The organism is Nonomuraea sp. NPDC005730 (genome assembly GCF_040630865.1).
Classification (GTDB): domain Bacteria; phylum Actinomycetota; class Actinomycetes; order Streptosporangiales; family Streptosporangiaceae; genus Nonomuraea.
The window spans coordinates 83,795-106,032 of the sequence record NZ_JBEXYK010000016.1 but is presented as its reverse complement, the minus strand read 5'-3'; the positions used below and the strand labels follow the sequence as shown (position 1 = coordinate 106,032).

Here is a 22,238-nt window from a genome sequence, read left to right as displayed (position 1 = left end):
GCGTGGAATCCCTTGACAACTTAGAACGCCAAGTGTTCCATGAATACTAAGAGTCACAAAGTCACTACGTAAGGAACTCACGCCATGCGCACCGTCCCCATCCCTGTGGACACCAGCAAGCTCGCGATCACCTGCGTGAAGGCGCCGCGCCCGCGGCTGCTCAACAAGGACACCGGCGAGATCAAGACCGACAAGAACGGCAACACCGTCTACGAGGTGACCGTGTCGGTAGAGGACGAGTTCGGCCGGATCGAGCTCGTGAAGATCGGTATCAGCGGAGAACCGCCCATCAAGGCCGGCGACGCCGTCAACGCGGTCGGCCTGCTCGGTTACGTCTGGGAGATCGCCGGCCGTTGGGGGATCGCCTACCGGGCCGCCGCCCTGCTCCCGCAGCAGGAGGCCGCCAGTGTCTGATCATCTCTACACCCTGCTCGGAGTCCTGGCCGCTGTCGCGGCCGGGCTCTGGGCCTGGCGCCGCTGGCACCACCCGTCGTTCTGGCTCGTCGTCGGCTACCCGCTGACCGCGATCAGCATTCGGGCGTCCTGGCGCAAGGTCGCCCTCGGCTGCGGGCTGACCAAGAAGCGGCAGCGGTTCTGGTTCACCACCGTTCCGGGCATGGTGGCCTCGACCGGCGTCGTCCGCGTCCGGCGCAAGTTCCAGCGCGTCGCCGTGGACACCAAGCCGTTCATGTGGCTGCTGCTGCCGACCCGTTACGGCTGGCGGGTCACGCTGCACACCCTTGAAGGTCAGATTCCCGCGGACTACTCCGACGCTGCCGAACGGCTGGCGCACTCCTGGGGCGTGCACGCCGTGCGCGTCTCCTCCGACAAGCCTGGTCGGGTACGGATCTCCGTCACCCTGCGCGATCCGCTGGTCCAGGTCGATGACCTGCCACCCTCGACGGAGCTGCTCAAGGTCACCGTCGGTCGGCTGGAGACCGGTAAGCCGTGGACCGTCGACTTCCGGACGGTCCCGCACTGGCTGAACGCCGGCGCCACCCAGTCCGGCAAGTCCAACCTTGCCAACGCACTCATCGTCGGCCTGGCCCCGCAACCCGTCGCCCTGGTCGGGTTCGACCTCAAGGGCGGAGTCGAGTTCACACCGTACGCGCCGCGGCTGTCCGCCCTGGCCACGAGCCGCGCCGAGTGCGGGGGACTGCTCGATGACCTGGTGGAGCTCATGACTGACCGGATGGGCTTGTGCCGGATGGCCTCGGCCCGCAACATCTGGCAGCTCCCGCCGGGCATGCGCCCGGTCCCGGTCGTGGTCCTGGTCGACGAGTTGGCCGAGCTCTACCTGATGGCAGACAAGTCGGAGAAGGACGAGATCGCCAGAACCTCGACCGCGCTGCTTCGGGTTGCGCAGCTCGGTAGGGCGTTCGGCATCTATCTGTTCTGCTGCGGTCAGCGCATCGGCTCTGACCTCGGTCCCGGTGTCACCGCCCTTCGGGCTCAGTGCTCCGGGCGGATCTGCCACCGGGTGAACGATCCCGAGACCGCGACCATGACCCTCGGCGACCTCGACCCGGCGGCGCTCGACTCGGCTCGCGCCATCGCCGCCGAGACGCCGGGTGTCGCCATCGTCGCGGGTCAGGACGGCCAGTGGTACCGGGCCCGGTCCTTCTACGTCAGCGAGCAAGCCGCCGAACACGCCGCCCGTACTTACGCCGACAGAGCACCGACGTGGGCGGAGGTCATGGCCGCACAACCTCACCAGACACCCGACTCCCAGACCGCGTGACTCGCCGGAGAGGAGGAACAAGATGCGACGCTTCGCCGCCTGGCTGCTCGACACCGGCCCCGTCGTCGTCCTGGCCCTCATCGCCGGAGCAGGATCCTTCACCCACATCCGCGACACCGCCACCGAGAACGGCCAGCACGGCTGGATGGCCTGGGCCATCGCGGTCTGTATCGACCTCACCTGTGTCATGGCCGCCCGGGAACGCCAGCGCGACAAGAAGACAGGCAAAGCTCGGCGCGGTCTCGTCTCCTGGCCCGTCCTCGTCCTGTCCGGCGGCGTCGTCCTGTCCCTGGCCGCGAACCTGCAACAAGCCGCCCCGACCGTGTGGGGCTGGATCACCGCAGCCACTCCGGCCGGCGCCTTCCTCGTCGCGGTCTCCATGCTCGAACGCCGCGCCACCACTGCCCGTACCGAACCGTGCCAGGACGTCCTGCAGTCGTCCTCGTCCTGGGCAGAAGCGTCCCCGTCCGTCCCTGAGACGTCCCAAGGCGTCTCGTACGAGAACCGTCCCGCGCTCGTCCCCGCTGACGACGACGGTCCCGCTCCCGCACCAGCCCTGGTCGACTACGCCCGCCGCGTCGCCGCCGAACACCAGACCAAGCACGGCAAGCCCATCACCCACGACCTACTTCGCGCCCGCCTGGGCGTGTCCAACCAACTCGCCTCAGCCCTACTCCGCACCCTGCGGACCACCTCTTGAGAGGAACGCCATGCGCGACCACCGCCGAGAACTGATCAACGGCCTGCTCAACCTGGCCATCTTCCTGGAAACCCACCCCGACGTACCGGCTCCGCCCGGCGTCACCCTCCACCACTTCCCGGACCACGAAGCCGACGAGGACATGCGCGCCGACATCGACCAGATCGCCGCCCTGATCGGCTCACCCATCGAATTCGAGGACTCCCCGTACGGCCACTACGCGACCTCCGTGCACTTCGGACCGGTCGAATACCGGGCCGTGGCCATCCTCGCCGCCGCCAAAGCCCGCCACGACGCCCTGAACAGCTACCGCGACTGCATCCAGCCCGACGCCCCCCAGGAGCACTGACCATGCGAATCCGCCTCGAAGGAAACCGCGCAGAGATCACCCTCGGACTGATCCATCTGCGTGAGGTCTTCACCGTCACCGCGATGTCCCGGGCCTACCCCGATCGCGCCCACCCGCGTAAGTACCGCGTGTACGTCCGCATCGTTCCTCGGGACAACCGATGACCATCCCATTCCCGCGCTCCTGCTGCTGCACCTGCAACGGCACTGGCATCACCGACGCCCAGACCTGCGCCGACTGCCACGGCAGCGGCATCGACAACCACGGCGCATAGCGCGCAGCGCCCCCCGCCTGGCCACACATCCGCCAAGATCCGCGCCAGGCCGGGGGCCATCCACACCAGCGTCACTGGATAGGACGGAACCCATCTTGCCCCACCTTGCCCGCTCTCACGCGGTAGCCGGGATGATCGACCGACTCCACCAACCCGACTACGACCGCTGGGCCCACCAGATCAAGCGCACCGGCGGCTGCCGACAGCCCATCCACCTGCGTGGCAAGGTCGAACACTACGACCAGGCCACCGGCCAACTGCTCCACCGCTACACCACAAACCGCGAACCGAACGGCGTCCTGCGCGTCCCGTGCAAGACCCGCCGCGCTTCCCGCTGCCCGGCCTGCGCCGAGGTCTACCGCGCCGACACCTACCAACTCGTCCGCGCCGGCCTCGTCGGCGGCAAGGGCGTCCCGGCGACGGTCAGCTCGCACCCGTGCCTGTTCGTCACCCTCACCGCACCCTCCTTCGGGAGTGTCCACACCCGCCGGGAGAAGAACGGCAAGGTCCAGCCCTGCCATGCTCGCCGCGACGCCCAGACCTGCCCGCACGGACAGCTCATGTCCTGCACCGACCGCCACAGCGCCGACGACCCGCGGCTCGGCGAACCGCTGTGCCCCGACTGCTACGACTACGACGGCTCGGTCCTGTTCAACGCCATCAGCCCCGAGCTCTGGCGCCGCTTCACCCTCGCCCTACGCCGCCGCTTCGCCCGCCTCAACGGCCTGACCGTCAAAGCCCTCCGCGATCAGGTCACCATCGCCTTCGCCAAGGTCGCGGAATACCAGCGCCGCGGCGTCGTCCACTTCCACGCCGTCATCCGCCTCGACGGACCCGACGGCCCCAACTCGCCACCACCGGCCTGGGCCACCGCCGACGCCCTGGCCGACGCCGTCCAGCACGCGGCAACCGCTGTGACCGCCGAGATCAAGCCACTGAGCCAGACGTTCCGATGGGGCACCCAGCTCGACGTCCGCCGCATCACCATGCACGGCGACCTCACCGAACAGGCCGTCGCCGCCTACATCGCCAAGTACGCCACCAAGGCCGCTGAATGCGTGGGGACGTTGGACCGGCGTATCCAGCCCCTCGACAATCTCGACGCCCTACCCGTTCGCGACCACGCCCGCCGCCTGATCGCCGCCTGCATGCGATTGGGCAGCGACGAGGACCTGGCCGACCTACGGCTCACCCACTGGGCCCACATGCTCGGCTTCCGCGGCCACTTCTCCACCAAGAGCCGCCACTACTCCACCACCCTCGGCGAACTCCGCGCCGCCCGCGAAGAACACATGCGCACAGAAGAGATCAGCCTCGGGCGGCTGCCGCTCTTCGACGAGGACACCGTCCTCGTCGTCGCTCACTGGGAGTACGCCGGACAAGGACTCTCCCTCGGAGATCAACTCCTTGCGGCTGCACTCACCGGCACACCACTCGCAACGCAGTTGGTGACCGCCGATGAGTAGGCGCGACGAACTGCTGACCGTCCCGCAGGTTCTCGCCGAACTGGGCGGCGTCTCCCGGCGCACCTTCTACCGCTGGCGCGAGCTCGGCCGCGCGCCGGTCTGCGTCCAACTACCCAACCTCGAACTCCGCGTCTGGCGGAGCGACCTCACAGCCTGGCTCGACTCGCGACGGGGGGCCGTATGAACACCACTTACGACGTGAAGCTCGGCGAGATCCAGCACCGTACGGACCGCGAGACTCCTACGTTCATCGCCCGCTGGCGGGTCGCGGGCAAGCCCAAGTCCAAGAGCTTCAGGACCAAGGGGCTGGCCAACGCATTCGTCTCTGACCTGCGCCAGGCTGCCAAGGCGGGGGAGGAGTTCGACATCGCCACCGGCCTGCCGGTGTCGATGCTCGCCGCGGGGTCCTCAGGGCCGTCCTTCCTTGAGTTCGCTCAGGCGTATGTTCTCCGGCGCTGGAACACCTCAGCGGCCCGGACCCGCGAGACGGACGCGTACGCGCTCCTGACTTTGATTCCGGCCCTGGTGTCCGACGCACCTCGCCGCCCCGCCGCAGAAGAACTGCGGGAGGTCCTCAGGATTCACGGACTGCTTCCAGAGGGCAGACGTGCAGCTCTGACGACGGCCCAAGCAGCAGCATTGGCCTGGCTGGAGAGGGCGTCACTCCCGCTCTCGGCACTGGGAGAGGCACACATTCTCCGTACGGCCCTCGACGCCATCTCGGTCACCTTCGCCGGCACTCCAGCGGGGGCGAACACGGTACGGCGCAAGCGCGCCATACTGCATCACCTGCTGGAACACGCAGTAGAGCAGAAGGTGTTCAACACCAACCCGCTGGACGAGATCAAGTGGACAGCCCCGAGGGCCGTCACAGTCATCGACCCTCGCACGGTGGTGAATCCCGCCCAAGCACGGCAACTTCTAAACGCCCTGCCCAAGGTGGGCCGCAAGCGAGGCGCTCGACTACAAGCCCTGTTCGCCTGCATCTATTACGCCGCTCTCCGGCCAGAGGAGGCGGCCGACCTCCGGCTGAAGAACTGCACGCTGCCCGAAACGGGCTGGGGCCTGATCGTCCTGGAGAAGGCCCGTCCCCAAGGCACGAAACGCTGGACCAACTCCGGCGAGACCCACGAGTCCCGCAGCCTGAAGCACCGCGCGGACAAGGAGACACGAGAGATCCCCATTCCGCCCACCCTGGTCACCTTGCTCCGCGACCACGTCGCCGAGTACGGCACGGCCAAGGACGGCAGGATCTTCAGCACGGGCACAGGCGGCACCTACTCCAGTTCAGCGCACTCCTACGTCTGGCAGGAAGCCCGCAAGCTGGCTTTCACCCCAGAACAGGCCGCCTCCTCGCTGGCAGCACGACCGTACGACCTCCGCCACGCCGCGGTCTCCCTCTGGCTGAACGCCGGCGTCCCGGCCCCCGAGGTAGCCAAACGAGCCGGACACAGCGTCGACGTGCTCCTGCGGGTCTACGCCAAATGCATCGACGGCCAACAAGAGCAGATCAACAGCAAAATCAACAACGCCCTCGACACATAACTAACCCTTGTCCCCCTTCGGCCCCGGATCTGCCGGGGCCCTTTCGTTTCACGCTGCTCGCCATGCCGCGTCGTTCCCACAGAAACCCATCACGCTGCGCCACCCTGTCATGCACGCGCAGCGAGAGGAGGACCATGCACCCCGACCCCAACCACCCCGCGCTGCTCCCCGCAGAGCCACCCTCGCCGCGGCAACCGCCATACGGTTGGTCGCTTCGAGACCTTCCTCGGGTCCTCAACACGTCCGACGCCATCGACTGGCGAACGTATTCACCCCCTGCCTCCCCCAAACGATCAGGCATGCGAAGGCGAGGTCGCTTGATCCGGCCGGTGCTCATCGCCGGCCTCTTGGCCTGTGGCAGCTTCAGCCTCTGGTCGAGTGCATGGGGCAATGACAACGCGTCGCCTCGAACGACGGCTACCTCGCTGCAGACAGCTCGCCTAAGTCCTGCCGAACACCCAATCATGCTCACTCCGCCAGCGACGCATACGCCTGCTCCCCATGCGCCGTCGCCCTTGGCGGTCCCGCGGACAGTTCGTAAGCAGTCGAAGGACAAGGCGGAGCGGACGGGGGAGTATCACCCATCACGGGACTCGGCTGTGGCACGTCAGCACCATGAAGTCGTTCCTCGAACGCCGTATGCGACGACTTCGACGCCTCCTCGTCGTCCAGGAAGGGGCAGGCCCGTGGTTCCCGAGCACCGCGACAGGACGAGCTCGGCTCCCTGGATCGCCGCGAAATGCGACGAGCTTTTTCCTCCTTCCCGATCAGAGTTCCTCATCCGTAATCGAGCGTGTCACTTTCTCTACGGGTAGTGAAGTCGTCAGGGTGTCCGAGCAAGGAGGAGGGGCCGGAGTTGCCGAGCGAACTCGATGACGTCCGCTTGGTGATCTCGGCCTGGCGCGCCCCGATAAAGCGTGACGGAGAGTAGTTTGGTGCCATGCGATGCCCATGCTGACACGTAGGCCCCCAACGGCTCGCCGTCTTTACCTTTGATTGCCGCGCTATATCCGGGGCCGACCCCGGCTGGCAGGGTGACACCTTTGTCGGTGACTCTTCGACGTTCGAGGCCTTCCTGTGAAAAGGCTAGGTCGTCGTGCAGTTCGATCTCCAGCCGCTTCGGTGCTTTAGCGTTGACCGATTCGGATACGACGCAGTACTGGAAGTGAGTTGGGGAATTGGTGCCGCTGGCGTAGAAGTCGGTCAAACCTGTTGCTCGAGTAATGGCTTGGCTGGAGAGCAGGCCGCATTCGCCAGGCGATGCGGTAACTGAACCTAGAGGTGTTTTGTCCTGTGTCTGGGGAGATGGTGAACAAGCTGTCGTCCCGGCTACCAAAATGATCAGTAGTAGTGCTGAGGAACGAGCTCTCATTAGTCCGCCTCCGCCTCGGCTAGTTAGAATCCTTTGGACGGAATCCGTCTCCAACAGCCTTGTTGATCTCCATGAACATGCCTGAGGCGGGACCATATTCCAGCCAATTTTCGTACGCTATCCGCTGGGTCACGGTCATGGCGCTTCGAGGCAGTATCTCGCCATCTCTGATAAAATCCCGATCTGATCCCTTTGCGTAACTATCGGACGCGTGTGGGTGTGTTGTGGCCGCTGCTGTGTCGTCTCCGAATAGGCCGTGCCGCATCATCGCATCCGCAGTCATGTCTCTGAACATGGTCTCGCTCGTTTCTAGAGCCGTCTCGGCCTTTGCCCGGGCCTTCTTCCCTTCTTCGAACTCGATCAGTGGGTCTGCGTTATCCGCAATGTACTCGTATCCGGCGACAGCCCAGCCGTAAGGCGTGAGCATCAGCTTCCCTGTGCTCACGGCCACATCCTTTAGGATTTTGTTAGTTTTGTCCTTTGCATCCGCCGCGTTGATCTCGGACATGTTTCCTGCATCAACGATGAAATGAAGCGACTTGCTAAGATTGTGGACTCTAATCTTAAAGTCCTGGACTGTCTGGCCCGCCATGCTGTCCCGAAGAATCTTTTGGCTCTGTTCCTCGACCTCTGCCTTGCTGGCTTCTGGGTGCCTCCTGCGCCAAGCGTCCAAGGTATCCCTGTTGACCTTCGCGATGCGTGTGGCCTCGGCATCCATGACCATCACGCTGTATTTGCCGTGGCCGGCCATGACAGTCCTGAGCGCCTCGGGATCCTTGAATGCCCAGGTCATGGCTTCCTTCGACTCATCGTGGCCGAAGACGGCTCCATACGGTTGCTTGCCTGGAAGCGTTGGGTCTCCATCAGGCATGGGGGAGGTCCCCAGGTATTCGGGCATCTGCGGTGAGATCTGGTTTACATCGCCGATGTAGGCGGCGAAGACGCGGGCGGCGCTCTGCCGCGTGTCAGGGAGGGCGAACTGTGCTTTGGGATCCGCCCAGAAGTGGACGGCCCAAGAGGCGATCAAGGCTGACTTGTATCCACGCGAGGTGCCCGGAGGTTGACCGTTGTCACGGAACGTCGTGGTGGCTGCCTCGATCGCACGGCCGAGTTCCTTGCTTCCATCGCCCCAGTAGGTCTTTCGCATCAGGAATGCCAGCGGCTTACGCTTGGAGTCGGTGAAGAAGTCCTGAGCGACTCTGGGGTTGTTGGCCAGAGCGGCAGCGAGGCCAGGAGTGAAACCGATTATCCCCTGCTGCTCGTCGCGCGGCCTCTGCAGGTTGTCGAACACCTTGTTGGCGGTATCACGGAGGAAGGTGTCATCGAAGGCCCCGTATCGCAGGAGGTTGCTGACGATGGTTCCACTCACACCCATGTCATCGGTTGCGATCAACTCATCGACATAGCCCTTGGGGGGTTTCATGTCGCCGACTCCTCGCGATGCTGTTCCCAAGGTCACGCTGAGAGCCGCCACCAGCTTGTCTACGGCCGAGGTCGGCGGCTCTTTCCATTCCTTGTGGAGGGAGCTGACGTCCGCGAAGTAAAGATCCTTCAGGAGCGTCTTGAGCTCCTTGGGCGGCATCTCCTGGGCGAAGGAAACGGCGAAGTAGGGATCGTTCTTGTGTTTCTCCAGCTGTTCCAGGATTTTGCTCGGCAGCGAATCTTTGCTGGTGAAGGCGCCACGCTTGCGGGCTTCTCGAAGCTGGTCCGCGACGGACTTGGCCGCAGCCGCGCCACTCGCCGGCGAGTGAGACGCCCACAGCGTCTCATCTGCCCAGATGACCCCCTTGTCGAGCCCAATTTTCTGTGTGGAGACGATGAGGTCCAAGCGGCGCTGAAGGTCGGGGACCTGTTGGGCCATCTGGGATGCGACGTCCGACAGCGTGCCCGGTCCGGTCATGCTGGTGCCAATCGAGCTCAAGACTCTGCCGATCTGCGCATCCGCGTCCGGCCATGCCTGCTTGAGGCGCTTGATCTCGCCGATGAGCTGAGTCATCAGCGCGGGGTCGATGCCGATCCGGTTCGAGGGCGGAGTCATAAGCCGGTTCTTCCCGGCAGATTCAGTGGTGGCGTCCCCAGCCCCAAGGGATCGGTCGGCTGGGCAGGATCGGGATGTGCGGACTCGACCAGTGCCAAAGCTCGGTTGAAGGCGCCTCTATAGGCTGCCTCCCATGCCTGGCAGTCCTTGAGCAGCTTGTCGGCGGCCTTGCCCTTCATCGCGCCGTCTTCGAGCAGCCTGACGAGTTTGCGCACGTCGTTAGCGTGCTGGTCGCGTAACTGCTCGATCGTCCGCCGGGCGGCGGCGATCTGTTCCTGGGATGCCATCATCCTGGATCTTTCGGATCTTGAGGACGACTATCTGTGGGATCAATGTGACGATAAAGGGCGGTCGTAGTGCCGTCGAGTCGAATGACTCATACGGCATAATCTCAACGTTTATCTCGGCTGATGCGTATCACGCATAATGGCAATCGCCTCGGCTACGTCCGCCACCACGTGATCGGCCCGATGCTCGTGCCCCGGCCACGTACCTCGATCGACCCAAATCCCGCGCAAACCCGCAGCTTGAGCGCCTGCGATGTCCGCGATGAGGTTGTCACCCACCATCCAACCGCCATCGACGAGGCTGGCTCCGCACCGCCCGGCGGCGATCTGGAACAGGCGAGCATCCGGCTTCCGGACACCCTCAACCCCCGACACGGCGTAGCCATCAACCGCATCGGCCAGGCCGGTTCGGTGGAGCTTGCCGAGCTGATTGTCCGCCATGCCATTCGTGATGATTCCTACTCGCCACCCCGCGCCCCGTAGGTCAGCCAACCCCGCCAGGACGCCGGGGTAGCACTCCACGAGGTACGGCATCCGCTGACGGTAGCTGGCCCACAGCTCTTCGACCGGCTCCGGCAGCGTGAAGTGCTCGCGCACCTTGGTGAAGAAGACGTCTCGGTGAGGGTGTACGCCCTTATCCAGGGAGGTGAGCCAGGAGATGTCTTCCGGCTGCAAGTGATAGTGCTCAGCGAACTCCTCGGCCCAACGCAGGAACGCGGCGCTGAGGTCAATGAGCGTCCTGTCGAGGTCGAAGAGGGCAAGGCGCTGCACGATGACACCCTAGGCGTGAACATCCCACGACAACAGTCCGTCCTGTGGCCCGCTGAGTACCTCGGCCAGTGCCCTCCGATTCATCACGTCGCATCAACTGGCCTGGTGCCTGCGAAATACGGAGAGGTGACGCCGGCTGCTCCGCTCAAGGCTTTCGTCGGCTTATCCGGGGGTGGATCCAGGCAAGATCCCGCTAGTCTTTGACGCATCGGTGATGCGGCCCGACGGGCTTCCGCCCCAGCTGCGGACACGCCCCCATACCGCACGAGTCTTTCGTGCTGCCTGGGGGTACATCCGTGGCCGTTTTCCGGCACTCGGCGGAAAGCCTTGTCCAGTTGGTGTCTGAGTCGGTGCCCGAACGCGTCCTCAGCGAGGTGATCGCCGAGAACATGCGCGCCACCCAAGGCATCAATCCAGGCAAGAGCGAGCGTAGGTCCTGGGACCGGAGCATCCCGATCTTGGCCCGCGATCTGATGGAGGCCGGGCTCGGTGGCGTCGAGATGCTGATTGAGTACCAACTGCCGTTAACCAGCAAGCGGGCGGACGTCATTCTCGCCGGACGCGACCGGCGCACAGGAGCCGACTCCTACCTGATCGTCGAGCTCAAGCAGTGGAGCCAGGCCGAGCTGTACGAAGACGACGCTGAAATGGTCCTGGTGTCCGGCATGGGGCCGCGACCCAAGCTTCACCCGGTCGTGCAGGTACGGGGCTACTGTGAATACCTGGCCGACTTCGTCGGAGCCCTGGACCAGCACCACAACGCTGTGCGGGGAGTGGCCTACCTGCACAACGCCAGCGACCCGGACATCCACGATCTATACGACCATGTCGAGGACGAACGCACCCGGCTCTTCAGCAAGACACGCCGCGGCCAGTTCGTCGACTACCTCAAGGCGCAGTTCGCGCCTGAGCCCGGGGCTGCTGCGGCCGATCGCCTGCTATCCAGTTCCATCCGGCCGTCCAAGCAACTGCTCAAGGTCGCTGCCGGCGAGATCAAGAACCGGGATCAGTTCGTCCTGCTGGCCGAGCAGCGGTTGGCCTACGAGATGGTCCTGCACGCGGTGGAGAAGGCTCGAGCGAACAATTCTAAGCAAGTGGTGATCATCACCGGAGGGCCGGGTTCCGGCAAGAGCGTCATCGCGCTGTCCCTGCTGGGTGAGCTCTCCGGCCGTGGGTACTCGGCTCTGCACGCCACCGGTTCACGCTCCTTCACCGAGACGATGAGGCGCGTCGTCGCCAAGGGGTCGACCCGGCTGAAGGGGATGTTCAAGTATTTCAACAACTTCATGACCGCCAACCCCAATGACGTGGATGTCCTGATCTGCGACGAGGCCCACCGCATTCGCGAGACCTCGGCCAACAGGTTCACCAGATCAGACCAGCGAACAGGCCGGCCGCAGCTGGATGAGCTGATCAACGCAGCGAGAGTGCCGGTCTTCCTGCTGGATGAGCATCAGGTGGTACGGCCCGGCGAGATGGGACGCGTCGCCGACATCACCAGCTACGCCGAATCACTCGGCCTCGCCGTGCACCAGGTCGACCTGGACGCACAATTCCGCTGCGGCGGGAGCCGCAAGTACGAGGAGTGGGTGCTGCGCCTCCTGGGCTTGGACGGCGACTCGCCAGAGGTGTGGAAGGGGGACGACCACTTCGTTGTCTCCCTGACCGAGTCTCCGTACGAGTTGGAGGCCACGCTGCGAGCCAGGCTTCAAGCGGGCTACTCGGCGCGGATGACAGCCGGGTTCTGCTGGCCCTGGAGCGCGCCGAATGGGGATGACAGCCTGGTCGCCGACGTGCGGATCGGTGACTGGGCGCGGCCATGGAACGTCAAGGGTGACAGGGCCGTGGGGAACGCGCCGGCCAGTGCCTTGTGGGCCTCGGCGGCCGGTGGCTTCGAGCAGGTGGGGTGCGTCTACACGGCGCAGGGCTTTGAGTACGACTGGAACGGCGTGATCTTCGGTCCAGACCTCGTCTACCGCGACGGCAGATTGGTCACTGTTCGCAGCGCCAGCAAGGATCCAGCGCTCACGCGTAAGGGAGTCAGCGACGAACAGGCAGACCGGTTGATCCGCAACACCTACAAGGTGCTGCTGACCCGCGGCATGATGGGCACCGCCGTGTACTCAGTCGATCGGGCGACGCAAGAGTTCCTCTCAGGGCTGCTGGAATCGCAAGCATGAACGACCGGGCAGAGATAGAACCTGCCCGGTACCCGTTGCAGCGCCTTCATCCGCATTGTCGGTGGCGTGCCTTAGCCTTCTGCACGGACGAGACCGGAGGCAAGGATGGACACTGCTGGGCTGCTGAATCCGGCCAAGTTGTGGGGGGCAGCAGAAGTCCTCACCCGCCCAAGCCCGGTGCCTAGTGCTGCAGGTATCTATGGCTGGTACTTCACCCAGCCTCCACATCCGAGCCTGCCCGCTGACCGTCTCCTCTACGTCGGGATCGCTCCCCGTCGTATGGCGACGCGAGCCAGCAGGCAGAATCTCCGGAGCAGGGTGCGGTATCACTTCCGCGGCAACGCTGAGGGCTCCACCCTGCGGCTCAGCCTCGGTTGCCTGCTCGGGCTCGAGCTCCGACGGGTAGGCAGCGGGAAGCGGTTGACCTTCGGCCAGGCCGGCGAGAAGGAACTGACGGATTGGATGGCGGAACACGCCCGGGTGTGTTGGGTTCGTCATGAGGAGCCCTGGACGGGGGAGTCCGCGCTGATCGCTCAGCTGGATCTTCCACTAAATCTGGATCAGAATCGCCGTCATGCTTTCCATCCGTACTTGAGTGGTCTCCGTTCCTCGGCGCGCGCCCATGCTCGCGGCCTGCCGATCAGCTCTTGAAGCTTGCGGCCGACGTCACGCGTGTGCTCATCGCTCTTTCAGGATGTTTGGAGATCACGTCACTGACACTTTTGAGGAGTTACAGGACGCTGCGAATCCCCGCGGGGCCATTCATTCTGCTACGAATTACATCTGAGCAGAGATCCTCATGGTTCAGACGGGACCAGTCACGCCAGGTAGAGACGGTGGTGGAACCCTCCGCGCTCCTCGCGTTTGTTGACCGCCACCTTCTCGATCGCACTCCAGTCGTGCCCGTGGACCGTAGCTAGCGCACGCAGAACTTCGTACACATCGGCGATCTCCTCCGCGACTTCGGAGGGCGACGCCTCGCCGAGTTCGGTGGCCTCTTCAAACAGTTTGGTCAGCAGAGCATTGCGGTAGTCGACGCCGTCGAGCACGGTAATGACCGGTTCTTCACCGCCCTGGCGGATGATGTCCGGAATCTTGTCCCGAACCAATTTGCCCATGCTCCACGTCCTTCACTTCGAGCGCCCTACATGCAAGGCCTCTGAGCCTATCGAGCCTCAGTGACATCCGCGTGATCGCGAACTACCCTGAACCGGTCGAAACGCGATCAAGGCTGGTATGTACGGATGACTGTAGAGTTCTTTCGCGAAGAACCGACCGCTCGCTCCTCATGGAGGCTGGCGGTGCTCATGGGCGCCAACTCGCGTACCTACAAGTTCGCCTTGGGGGAGGCGCTGCTGGGCGCCGCTGCCGAGGGGCGCACCGACATCCCTCTCCGGGAGCTGGCCAGGCCGTACGCTATGAGCCTGGTGGAACATCTGGCGCAGGCGCCGCAGACCTCGCAACGGAGCGCTACCAGCGGAGCTGACTTCCTGACCGTGGCTCAGGAGGAGACCGCAGAGTCTGTACGACTTGGTTCGCCCACGGAGAAGTTGCTCGCCGCTGCGATGAAGTCGATGCCAGAGATGGTGATGCAGAAGTTTCACAATCTGCGCGGCAATGGCGGTGCCGAGATACCTCATCGCTTCTACGAGGTGACCGGCAGCGCTCGCGAACGGGTGGTCAAGCTGACAGAGCCTCTGCGTGAGGTCGCTCTGTCGGAGCAGAGGGCAACCCTGCAGGCGGAACTGGCCGCCAGGTGGAGCATCGTTGAGACCTCCTTCGCCGCGGGCGTAGGGCGAAGTCTTGTGGAGGAGGGCGTCGCGGTCGATCTGACGACGCTGCGGATCACCGACAAAGAACGGCGACGCTCAGTTGCCGGGGTTACTGACGCTGTCATCGGGTTTCAGCATGGCCGCTGCATCATCTGCGCCCAACCGCTCATCCCCGGTGTCGACGAGGTCGCGGTCGACCACGTGTTTCCGTACTCCTTCAAGCGGCTCCTGAGTGGTACGAAAGTCGACCTGGACGCGATCTGGAACCTCGCCCCCGCACATCGGCTCTGCAACGGGCAGAAGAGCAACCAGCCGCCCTCACAGGGTGAGCTCACTCGTCTGGCTCTGCGGAACGAGGCGATCATGCAGTCACCGCATCCGCTGAAGCGGACCCTTCAACTGACGCTGAAGGGGCACGGCTATCCAGGTGGACGGGTCGGCGAATGGTGGGACTTCATCAACGAAGTGCGTAGCCGGCTCCAATAGCGGCGCGGGACGGTCAGACGGTGCACTGCCGTGCCTGTCGAGGCTCACCCGAGCTCGCCGTCTGCAGGAGAAAGTGGGCGGCAGGGGGAAGCGTGGCTGAGTATGAACCCAGGCTCAGGTGCCCCGGGGACGTTCCAAGATCATCCCCCACATGTCCCCAGAGCGCTGTCTTACGGCTGCATTCGGGTGCGCTCGGCGGCCTACCAAGGGTCTGGAAAGCAAAAGACCTGCGGTCAAGAAACCGCAGGTCAGAAGGCGAAATGCCTGATCAAGATGAGTGCCCCCGGCAGGATTCGAACCTGCGGCACCCGCTTTAGGAGAGCGGTGCTCTATCCCCTGAGCTACGGAGGCGGACGCTCGTAAGCCTAGCGAAAGTTGGGCAGTGCGTGGGCCGCCGGGCCGGGGTCAGTTTGGTGAGGTTGGTTATGGGTGCTCTGAGCTGCGGTAAAGGCATGGCAAGCGGTCGTATTCCTGCGCTTCGTGCGTGGCTAGCTTCTGCCTGTGACCAGGAGGCGATCCACGCAAGCTCGTAGGCGGCCCGTTGTGTTGTTCGGGGCGTTGCTGGCGCCGGCGATTCTTGCCGGCGGGCTGTTGGCGGGGGAGATGCGGGGGTTCGAGGGAGTTGGTGCGCCGGTGGGGATGGAGGAGCGGAGGGCGGTGCGGTTGGCGTTCGAGCCCGTGTGGGTGCCCGCGCCTGCGCATCCTGATCGGCGGTACGAAGGGGTGATTCCGGCGCCTGTGCTGAAGGTCTCCGAGGTGTCCGAGGCGTTGGAGGTGCGGTCCTCGGTGCCTGCGCCCGCGCCGGAGCCGGATCCTGTGGTCGAGGAGGAGCCGTACGCGCCGGAGGTTTCGCGGTCCTTGCCTGGATGTGCGGGGGAGTGGGAGGACACCTGGTTGTGGGACATGTGCCGGGAGCGTGAGCAGGAAGCGGCACAGAATGCCCGCTATGGCTGGTTGTCGGGCTTGTGAAGTCGACGAACGGGCGCTGGCTGAGGAGGGTGTGCTCATGTGGTGTCGCCCAGGCCGCTGGCGGGTGAGGCCAATGACCGGCTCTTCCCGTGTGCTGTCTCGGCGGCGGAGCGGCTTGAGGGGCTTCGTGTCGGTTGGAGTCGGGGCTTCCTTGCAGGAGGTACTGCGCCGCTGAGATCGGGGCGCTGGCTTCGGTGAGTCTTGGTGGCAGGTCTGCGTGCGATCGCGCGGCAGCTGAGGTGGAGGCTCTTGACCGTAGGGCCGGGATGAGGTCATGAGAGGCCGAGGGCGTTGCGCGTCGCGTGGAGGTACTGCAGGTCGGGTGGCGCGGCTCTGGGGATGACCGCCCGTCGTACCCAACAGGCTGCGGCAGGGAGACGCTGTCGCCGGTGATCTCAGGGGAACCGGCCGAAAAGGGAGTGGTGAGCACCGTTCCTGAAACAGGCCCAGAGTCGTCGAAGCTCAAGTCATGGGTGGTTCCGCGCATCACGGGTCCACATGACAAGGGGACGTCGGAGGCTGCGGAGAAGCGAGAAAGGCTGCTGTGGCGGACATCGGAGAGGAGTGGGCCGACGTAGGAAGAGGCGGAGACGTGCCGCGCTGACTGCAGGTCAGGGCGGGACGAATGCGGCGCAGCGGTGCGGTCGGCTCAGTCCGGTGCGCGCTCCCGCAGCCGTCCCCCGGCTGCGCGGTGACAGCTTCTTCCAGGCCGCCGAAGGGAGAAACCCCGACAGGCAGGTCCAGGACGGCGCCCGGTTCCGCGGGGAGTCGGGCGTAGGGGGCGATGTCGCTGGTGGGGACGGGGAGCCGTACATAGTGCGCTTTTTGTCTCATAGCAGCTCTTCGGAGTTCGGTCCGGACACTCGGGGGGCTGTAGTAACGTGCGTGCCTGACCCGGGTAACGAGTGTGCAAACGGAGGAGTCGAACGTGCCATCCCCTCGATCAGCGGGTCTGATCGCGGTCGTCATGGCGATGGCTTCTCTCTTCGTGCCATCAGGGGTTCAGGCGCAGGCGCGGACCCAGGTGGAGCGGCGGGATCCGAGCAATCTGGCGGAGCTGCGCAAGGAGGCCGAGAAGTCGGCCAAGGAGCTTGAGGACGCCACCAAGGCGCTGGAGAAGCGGCGTGCCACGATCGCGGCGTCCGAGAAGGAGCTCAAGGCCAAGCTGAACGGGCTGCAGGATCTGGAACGCAGGCTCGCGGTGATCCGGCAGCCGGTCTCGCAGCTTGCGGAGCTGCTCTACGAGCAGCCCGTGGGGGCGGACGGCGTGGTGCCGTTCCTGTCGGGGGACGCCGGGGTCGGCACCCTGCGGGCGCTCTCGGACTCGACCGAGATGGTCCGGGTCCGGCAGCAGGCCGTGGAGCAGACCAGCACCCTGTACAAGGAGGCCGAACGGTTGGCCGCCGACGCTCAGGAGCTGAGGGCGGGCAATCTGCTGGCCGAGGCCCAGATGGCGGCCGAGATCGACACGCTCAGGCAGCGTTCGGACAAGATCGTCAAGTCGCTCACCGCGGCGCTGGTGAAGCTGGGCATCAAGATCGACAAGGTCGGACGGGCGGCGCTGGGCTGCAACCCCCTCCAAGCCGCCACGGCCAACAACTACCCCAACGGGCTCATCCCCAAGAGCATGCTCTGTCCGCTGCAGCAGAAGGGGTTCAGTCTGCGGGCGGACGCCACCATCGCCTTCGTCAGCCTCAACGAGGCCTACCGGAGGCGGTTCGGCAAGGCGATCTGCGTGACGGACGCCTATCGGAACCTGGCCGAGCAGCAGTCCGTCTACTACCGGCGGCCGGGGTTCGCGGCCGTGCCGGGGCGGAGCAACCACGGTCTCGGGCTGGCTGTGGACCTGTGCGGCGGGGTGGAGCGGTTCCGGTCCACAGAGTTCGTGTGGATGGAGAAGAACTCCAAGAGGTATGGGTGGTTCCATCCCGCCTGGGCCTACAGCAGCCCGTTCGAGCCGTGGCACTGGGAGTACGACCCGAAGATCGACTCGCAGCTCTAGGCGGGCACGACCTCGGCGCTGCAGAAGGCGCAGCGGGAGGCGGCCTTCGGGATCTCCGACAGGCATTCTGGGCAGTCGCGGGTCTTGGCCTCGACCTGGGCCGCCGCGCGCTCCTTGAAATGCGTGTACGGCTTGACGACTAGGAAGTAGATCACCGCCGCGATCATCAGGAACGAGATCACCGCGTTGAGGAACTTGCCGTACATGAAGTGGGACGCGCCGACGGTGATCTTCAGCGAGGAGAAGTCGGGCAGGCCGCCGAAGGCCGAGATCAGTGGGGTCAGGAGGTCGGCGACGAACGACTGCACGATCGAGTTGAAGGCCGCCCCGATGACCACCGCGACGGCCAGGTCGAGGACGTTGCCCTGCATGAGGAACTTCTTGAATCCGTTCATGGCCGAGAATCGTAGTCGAACGATTACTGTCGGTTAACTCTTGAAGGTGATGGAGAGGCGGCCCGATGTCTGGGCGCCCGCCAGCTGGGCCGCCTGGTAAGGGGTGGCCGCCAGCACCACCAGCGCGCCACCGGTACGGGAATCGGCGGCGGGACGCGGGATGGTGATCACGCGGACGTCGTCGGCGATGAGCTGGGCCGGCTGACCGCCCTCCCAGGCCGCCAGGACGCCGACGGTCGAGCCGGGGGAGATGAGGGCGACGGCGTCGGGGTCGGCGATGCGCACGGGGGCGGCCACCGTGCCCGGCGGCAGCGGCACGGGATGGAGCAGGCGGGCGTCGGTCAGCGGCTCACCCCGGCGCATGGGCCCGGCAAGGTAGCGGCCCGCCGGGTACGACCGGACGGCCCCGTCAGGAGGATGGACGAGCGGCACCGGACGAAGGTCGCCGGGACGCAGGGGGCCGGGGGCGAGGTCGCGGGCGGCGACGAGGACCTCGGGGCCCGCGGCGGGACGGAGGGCGACATAGGCCGACAGGACGCCCACCGCTGCCAGGGCCGCCGCGATCAGCCGACGACGCCGGGCCCACGTCCGGAGCCAGGCGGGCTGCCGGCTCACGGCAGCTCGAAGGGCAGCTTGATGCCGTCGAGGGCCGAGCCGCAGGAGCACGTGCGGTCGGTGGGCAGGGCCTGGACGGTCTCGGCGATCAGCGTGCGCATGCGGGTGACGTTGCGGGCGAAGAACTCCAGCACCTCGTCGTGGGTCACGCCCTGGCCGGCCTCGACCCCGGCGTCATGGTCGGTCACCAGGGAGAGCGAGGTGTAGCACAGGGCCAGCTCGCGGGCCAGCACCGACTCGGGGTAGCCGGTCATGCCCACGACCGACCACCCGTTGGCGGCGAACCACTGGGACTCGGCCCGGCTGGAGAAGCGGGGGCCCTCGATGACCACCAGCGTGCCGCCGTCGACGACGTCGCCCCAGCCGGTGGAGCGGGCCGTGGCCACGGCCGCGGCTCTGCCGGACGGGCAGTAGGGGTCGGCGAAGGAGGCGTGGACGGCCCCCGAGACGTCGTAGTACGTCTGCGGCCGGCCCGAGGTGCGGTCGACGATCTGGTCGGGCACGACGATGGCGCCGGGGCCGTACTCGGCCTTGAGCGAACCGACGGCGCTGGGGGCGAGCACCTGGGTCACGCCGAGCGAGCGCAGCGCCCACAGGTTGGCGCGGTAGGGGATGCGGTGGGGAGGGAAGCGGTGATCCCGGCCGTGCCGGGGGATGAACGCGACCGAACGCGAGCCGATGCGGCCGACGGTGACGACGTCGCTGGGCGGCCCGTAGGGGGTGGAGAGCTCGATCTCCTCCGCGTCGTCGAGGAGGGAGTAGAAGCCCGAGCCGCCGAGGACGCCGATGTCTGCGCGAGTGACCATGGCGCCGAGAGTAGCCGGACGGCCGAGGGCCGCGAGAACGCCGAACGCCGTTCTGTGGATAACCCGCGGGCGGCGCACACCGCCTGAACGCGGAGCGTACGCACACCAGTACGAAGAGTAGGATCGCCGCATGCGGCAAAAAGGGCTGGGCCTCATCATCCTCGCGCTGATGCTCGGCATGCTGCTGGCCTCGCTCGACCAGACCATTGTCTCCACGGCCCTGCCGACGATCGTGAGCGACCTGGGCGGGCTGGAGCAGCTCTCCTGGGTGGTGACGGGCTACATGCTCGCCTCGACCGTCTCCACGCCGTTGTGGGGCAAACTGGGCGACCAGTACGGCCGCAAAAAGCTCTTCATCACCGCGATCATCATCTTCCTCCTCGGATCGGCCCTGTGCGGGCTGAGCCGGAACATGGGGGAACTGATCGGGTTCCGGTCGATCCAGGGGCTGGGCGGCGGCGGGCTCATGGTGCTCGCGCAGGCGATCGTGGGCGACGTGGTCTCGGCCCGCGAACGAGGGCGCTACCAGGGCTTCTTCGGCGCCGTCTTCGCCGTCAGCAGCATCGTGGGCCCGCTGCTCGGCGGGCTGTTCGTCGACCACCTGTCCTGGCACTGGGTGTTCTACGTCAACCTCCCCCTGGGCGCGATCGCCCTGGGCGTGATCGCGGCGGCGCTGCCCGGCGACGACACGCGCACCAGCCATCGCATCGACTACGCCGGGGTGGTGCTGCTCGGCGGCGCGACCTCGTGCCTGGTGCTCATCACGACGTGGGGCGGCACGACCTATCCCTGGGCGAGCCCGGTCATCGCGGGCTTGGCGCTGGGGGCGGCGGCGCTGGTCGCGGCGTGGGTGGCCGTCGAGCGACGGGCCGCCGAGCCGGTGCTGCCGCTGGGGCTGTTCCGGGTGCGGGCGTTCGCGATGTCGTCGGCGGTGGGGTTCGTGGTGGGGTTCGCGATGTTCGGGGCGCTCACGTACCTACCGCTGTTCCTGCAGGTCGTGCATGGGGTGAGTCCCACATTGTCCGGGGTGTACCTGCTGCCGATGATGGCCGGGATGCTCACGTTGTCGATCGTCAGCGGGCTGGTGATCTCGAAGACCGGCAGATACCGCTTCCTGCCCATCGCGGGCACGGCCGTGGCGACGGTGGGGCTGTTCCTGCTGTCCGGGCTGAGCGAGCGCAGCAGCCTGCTGACGATGGGCGGCTACCTGCTGGTGCTCGGCGTCGGGCTCGGGATGACCATGCAGGTGCTGGTGATCGTCGTGCAGAACGCCGTCGACTTCAAGGACCTCGGCGTGGCCACGTCGGGAGCGACGTTCTTCCGGTCGATCGGAGGGTCCTTCGGGGTCGCCACGCTGGGGGCGGTCTTCACCGGCACGCTCAACGGCGACCTGCGGGAGGTGCTGGCCAGAGCCCGGTTGCCGGCGGGTTTCGACCCGTCCGGGATCCAGCGCGACCCGACCGTCATCCAGCGGCTGCCTCCCGCGCTGGCCGGTCAGTTCCTCCATGTTTACGCCGACGCCATCGCCACCGTCTTCCGGGTGGCCGCGCCGGTGATGTTCGGCGCGTTCGCGCTGAGCTGGTTCATCCCGCAGACGCGGCTCAGGGAGACCACCAAGGCGGCGGACCTGGGCGAGGGGCTGGGCGCCACGTCGGCCGAGCGGTCGTCGCTTGCGGAGGTCGAACGCGGGCTCATGCGGCTCGCCGACGCCGACCTGCGCAGGGGTTACTACGAAAGGCTCGGGGCGCTGGCCGGGCTGAGCGGCGTCGCGCCGCAAGGGGTGTGGGTGCTCGCCAGGCTCAACGGCAAGGGCTGGGTCGGGGCGGCCGAGCTGGCCGAGTGCGCCAAGGTCAGCAGGGCACACGGACGGCCCCACGTCGACCGGCTGGTGGACGAGGGGCTGGTGGAGCGTTCTGGGGACGGCGAGCGGCTGCGGCTCACGCCGAAGGGGGACCGGGCGGCCCTGGGGCTCGTGCGCTGCTCACGCGAGGGGCTGAGCAGGCTCGTGACTGACTGGGGGCCCGATCCACAGCTGGCGCGCCTCGTCGATCGCATCGCGCCGGAACTGCTCGGCGCGTACGCCGACCGGCCTCGATGAGGCCCCCGCCCGTGCGGGCGGGGTGACGTGCCTACTTGGAAGCCGCGGCGGGCGCGGGGGTGGACGACGACGCGGACGACGCGGACGACGACTCGCTCGACTTGGTCTCGGCCGGCTTCGACGGGGTGGTCGAAGCGGTGGAGGACGTCGAGGACGAGCGGTTGTCGGTGCGGTAGAAGCCCGAACCCTTGAACACGATGCCGACGGCGGAGAACACCTTCCGCAGGTTGCCCTGACAGTTGGGGCACACCGTCAGCGCATCGTCGGTGAACTTCTGCACGACTTCGAGCTGCTCGCCGCAGTCGTTGCAGGCGTACTGGTAGGTCGGCACGCGCTCCTCCTTATACGTTCTGGCACTCGAGCGATGCGACT

Annotated in this window: 23 protein-coding genes and 1 tRNA gene; 14 read left to right on the top strand and 10 right to left on the bottom strand. The window is 66.0% G+C overall.

Annotated features, from left to right (window positions below; translation table 11 throughout):
* The first annotated feature begins 84 nt into the window (after positions 1–84).
* From ABZ444_RS21065 to ABZ444_RS21030, 8 genes are all read left to right on the top strand, one after another.
* Entirely contained in the window at positions 85–414 is a 330-nt protein-coding gene (locus ABZ444_RS21065) for a hypothetical protein (protein WP_357696286.1), read from the top strand.
* Positions 407–1,741 carry an FtsK/SpoIIIE domain-containing protein gene (locus ABZ444_RS21060; protein ID WP_357999273.1) on the top strand — a complete coding sequence of 445 codons (1,335 nt, stop codon included), beginning with the start codon at positions 407–409 and terminating at the stop codon, positions 1,739–1,741. Before ABZ444_RS21065 ends, ABZ444_RS21060 begins: the two co-directional genes overlap by 8 nt.
* A 22-nt stretch (positions 1,742–1,763) precedes the next feature.
* A complete protein-coding gene (locus ABZ444_RS21055; protein WP_357999270.1) occupies positions 1,764–2,441 on the top strand; it encodes a DUF2637 domain-containing protein in 678 nt (225 codons plus the stop codon).
* 10 nt (positions 2,442–2,451) lie between these two features.
* Positions 2,452–2,790, top strand: coding sequence for a hypothetical protein (locus ABZ444_RS21050; RefSeq protein WP_357999267.1), 339 nt, complete (start codon positions 2,452–2,454; stop codon positions 2,788–2,790).
* A 2-nt stretch (positions 2,791–2,792) separates the two neighbouring features.
* Positions 2,793–2,954: a hypothetical protein gene (locus ABZ444_RS21045; protein ID WP_357696279.1), complete on the top strand. Its 162-nt coding sequence runs from the start codon at positions 2,793–2,795 to the stop codon at positions 2,952–2,954.
* A gap of 241 nt (positions 2,955–3,195) precedes the next feature.
* Positions 3,196–4,530, top strand: a complete 1,335-nt coding sequence (locus ABZ444_RS21040; RefSeq protein WP_357999264.1) for a replication initiator — start codon at positions 3,196–3,198, stop codon at positions 4,528–4,530.
* Entirely contained in the window at positions 4,523–4,714 is a 192-nt protein-coding gene (locus tag ABZ444_RS21035) for a helix-turn-helix domain-containing protein (protein ID WP_357999261.1), read from the top strand. Before ABZ444_RS21040 ends, ABZ444_RS21035 begins: the two co-directional genes overlap by 8 nt.
* Positions 4,711–6,075 carry a tyrosine-type recombinase/integrase gene (locus tag ABZ444_RS21030; RefSeq protein ID WP_357999258.1) on the top strand — a complete coding sequence of 455 codons (1,365 nt, stop codon included), beginning with the start codon at positions 4,711–4,713 and terminating at the stop codon, positions 6,073–6,075. Before ABZ444_RS21035 ends, ABZ444_RS21030 begins: the two co-directional genes overlap by 4 nt.
* 823 nt (positions 6,076–6,898) lie before the next feature.
* Here ABZ444_RS21030 and ABZ444_RS21025 read toward each other — a convergent pair.
* The 4 genes from ABZ444_RS21025 to ABZ444_RS21010 form a co-directional block, all read right to left on the bottom strand.
* Positions 6,899–7,282 (bottom strand): hypothetical protein, encoded by a 384-nt coding sequence (locus ABZ444_RS21025; RefSeq protein ID WP_357999255.1) that lies wholly within the window; start codon positions 7,280–7,282, stop codon positions 6,899–6,901.
* Positions 7,283–7,466: 184 nt separating this feature from the next.
* Complete coding sequence (locus ABZ444_RS21020; protein ID WP_357999252.1) at positions 7,467–9,485, bottom strand: hypothetical protein; 2,019 nt, start codon at positions 9,483–9,485, stop codon at positions 7,467–7,469.
* A complete protein-coding gene (locus ABZ444_RS21015) occupies positions 9,482–9,775 on the bottom strand; it encodes a hypothetical protein (protein ID WP_357999249.1) in 294 nt (97 codons plus the stop codon). The genes ABZ444_RS21020 and ABZ444_RS21015 overlap by 4 nt, the downstream gene beginning before the upstream one ends.
* Positions 9,776–9,883: 108 nt before the next feature.
* Complete coding sequence (locus ABZ444_RS21010) at positions 9,884–10,543, bottom strand: HAD family hydrolase (protein WP_357999246.1); 660 nt, start codon at positions 10,541–10,543, stop codon at positions 9,884–9,886.
* 296 nt (positions 10,544–10,839) lie between these two features.
* On the opposite strand from ABZ444_RS21010, the gene ABZ444_RS21005 reads away from it, so the two are divergent.
* Together ABZ444_RS21005 and ABZ444_RS21000 are read left to right on the top strand one after the other, a co-directional pair.
* Positions 10,840–12,723, top strand: coding sequence for a DUF2075 domain-containing protein (locus tag ABZ444_RS21005; RefSeq protein ID WP_357999243.1), 1,884 nt, complete (start codon positions 10,840–10,842; stop codon positions 12,721–12,723).
* Between the two features lie 105 nt (positions 12,724–12,828).
* Positions 12,829–13,374: a GIY-YIG nuclease family protein gene (locus ABZ444_RS21000; RefSeq protein ID WP_357999240.1), complete on the top strand. Its 546-nt coding sequence runs from the start codon at positions 12,829–12,831 to the stop codon at positions 13,372–13,374.
* A gap of 167 nt (positions 13,375–13,541) precedes the next feature.
* On the opposite strand, the gene ABZ444_RS20995 is transcribed toward ABZ444_RS21000, so the two are convergent.
* Entirely contained in the window at positions 13,542–13,841 is a 300-nt protein-coding gene (locus tag ABZ444_RS20995) for a nucleoside triphosphate pyrophosphohydrolase (RefSeq protein ID WP_357999237.1), read from the bottom strand.
* 126 nt (positions 13,842–13,967) lie between these two features.
* Here ABZ444_RS20995 and ABZ444_RS20990 point away from each other — a divergent pair, with 126 nt between their 5' ends.
* On the top strand, positions 13,968–14,981 hold the full coding sequence (locus ABZ444_RS20990) for a hypothetical protein (RefSeq protein WP_357999234.1): 1,014 nt from the start codon (positions 13,968–13,970) through the stop codon (positions 14,979–14,981).
* A 278-nt stretch (positions 14,982–15,259) separates the two neighbouring features.
* Here ABZ444_RS20990 and ABZ444_RS20985 read toward each other — a convergent pair.
* Positions 15,260–15,332, bottom strand: a tRNA-Arg gene (locus ABZ444_RS20985).
* A gap of 192 nt (positions 15,333–15,524) precedes the next feature.
* Here ABZ444_RS20985 and ABZ444_RS20980 point away from each other — a divergent pair.
* Positions 15,525–15,950, top strand: a complete 426-nt coding sequence (locus ABZ444_RS20980; protein WP_357999232.1) for a hypothetical protein — start codon at positions 15,525–15,527, stop codon at positions 15,948–15,950.
* Positions 15,951–16,923: 973 nt separating this feature from the next.
* Complete coding sequence (locus ABZ444_RS20975; protein ID WP_357999229.1) at positions 16,924–17,952, top strand: D-alanyl-D-alanine carboxypeptidase family protein; 1,029 nt, start codon at positions 16,924–16,926, stop codon at positions 17,950–17,952.
* On the opposite strand, the gene mscL is transcribed toward ABZ444_RS20975, so the two are convergent.
* The 3 genes from mscL to ABZ444_RS20960 are packed head-to-tail and all read right to left on the bottom strand — an operon-like array spanning position 17,949 to position 19,768.
* Complete coding sequence (gene mscL / locus ABZ444_RS20970; protein WP_357985585.1) at positions 17,949–18,347, bottom strand: large conductance mechanosensitive channel protein MscL; 399 nt, start codon at positions 18,345–18,347, stop codon at positions 17,949–17,951. The genes ABZ444_RS20975 and mscL overlap by 4 nt on opposite strands.
* Positions 18,348–18,380: 33 nt before the next feature.
* Entirely contained in the window at positions 18,381–18,962 is a 582-nt protein-coding gene (locus ABZ444_RS20965) for an RcpC/CpaB family pilus assembly protein (protein ID WP_357999225.1), read from the bottom strand.
* Positions 18,959–19,768, bottom strand: a complete 810-nt coding sequence (locus ABZ444_RS20960; protein ID WP_357999222.1) for an S-methyl-5'-thioadenosine phosphorylase — start codon at positions 19,766–19,768, stop codon at positions 18,959–18,961. The genes ABZ444_RS20965 and ABZ444_RS20960 overlap by 4 nt, the downstream gene beginning before the upstream one ends.
* A 130-nt stretch (positions 19,769–19,898) precedes the next feature.
* Between ABZ444_RS20960 and ABZ444_RS20955 the strand changes: the two genes are divergently transcribed.
* On the top strand, positions 19,899–21,866 hold the full coding sequence (locus ABZ444_RS20955) for an MFS transporter (RefSeq protein WP_357999219.1): 1,968 nt from the start codon (positions 19,899–19,901) through the stop codon (positions 21,864–21,866).
* 31 nt (positions 21,867–21,897) lie between these two features.
* On the opposite strand, the gene ABZ444_RS20950 is transcribed toward ABZ444_RS20955, so the two are convergent.
* Positions 21,898–22,197 (bottom strand): FmdB family zinc ribbon protein, encoded by a 300-nt coding sequence (locus ABZ444_RS20950; protein ID WP_357999216.1) that lies wholly within the window; start codon positions 22,195–22,197, stop codon positions 21,898–21,900.
* Positions 22,198–22,238 lie beyond the last annotated feature (41 nt).

Excerpts from the sequence above, each read along its gene's own strand:
- ABZ444_RS21065 (WP_357696286.1), top strand. The coding sequence starts at position 85 with ATGCGCACCGTCCCCATCCCTGTGGACACCAGCAAGCTCGCGATCACC.
- ABZ444_RS21055 (WP_357999270.1), top strand. The coding sequence starts at position 1,764 with ATGCGACGCTTCGCCGCCTGGCTGCTCGACACCGGCCCCGTCGTCGTC.
- ABZ444_RS21050 (WP_357999267.1), top strand. The coding sequence starts at position 2,452 with ATGCGCGACCACCGCCGAGAACTGATCAACGGCCTGCTCAACCTGGCC.
- ABZ444_RS21045 (WP_357696279.1), top strand. The coding sequence starts at position 2,793 with ATGCGAATCCGCCTCGAAGGAAACCGCGCAGAGATCACCCTCGGACTG.
- ABZ444_RS21040 (WP_357999264.1), top strand. The coding sequence starts at position 3,196 with ATGATCGACCGACTCCACCAACCCGACTACGACCGCTGGGCCCACCAG.
- ABZ444_RS21035 (WP_357999261.1), top strand. The coding sequence starts at position 4,523 with ATGAGTAGGCGCGACGAACTGCTGACCGTCCCGCAGGTTCTCGCCGAA.
- ABZ444_RS21030 (WP_357999258.1), top strand. The coding sequence starts at position 4,711 with ATGAACACCACTTACGACGTGAAGCTCGGCGAGATCCAGCACCGTACG.
- ABZ444_RS21020 (WP_357999252.1), bottom strand. The coding sequence starts at position 9,485 with ATGACTCCGCCCTCGAACCGGATCGGCATCGACCCCGCGCTGATGACT.
- ABZ444_RS21015 (WP_357999249.1), bottom strand. The coding sequence starts at position 9,775 with ATGATGGCATCCCAGGAACAGATCGCCGCCGCCCGGCGGACGATCGAG.
- ABZ444_RS21000 (WP_357999240.1), top strand. The coding sequence starts at position 12,829 with ATGGACACTGCTGGGCTGCTGAATCCGGCCAAGTTGTGGGGGGCAGCA.
- ABZ444_RS20995 (WP_357999237.1), bottom strand. The coding sequence starts at position 13,841 with ATGGGCAAATTGGTTCGGGACAAGATTCCGGACATCATCCGCCAGGGC.
- ABZ444_RS20990 (WP_357999234.1), top strand. The coding sequence starts at position 13,968 with ATGACTGTAGAGTTCTTTCGCGAAGAACCGACCGCTCGCTCCTCATGG.
- ABZ444_RS20975 (WP_357999229.1), top strand. The coding sequence starts at position 16,924 with ATGGCTTCTCTCTTCGTGCCATCAGGGGTTCAGGCGCAGGCGCGGACC.
- mscL (WP_357985585.1), bottom strand. The coding sequence starts at position 18,347 with ATGAACGGATTCAAGAAGTTCCTCATGCAGGGCAACGTCCTCGACCTG.
- ABZ444_RS20960 (WP_357999222.1), bottom strand. The coding sequence starts at position 19,768 with ATGGTCACTCGCGCAGACATCGGCGTCCTCGGCGGCTCGGGCTTCTAC.
- ABZ444_RS20955 (WP_357999219.1), top strand. The coding sequence starts at position 19,899 with ATGCGGCAAAAAGGGCTGGGCCTCATCATCCTCGCGCTGATGCTCGGC.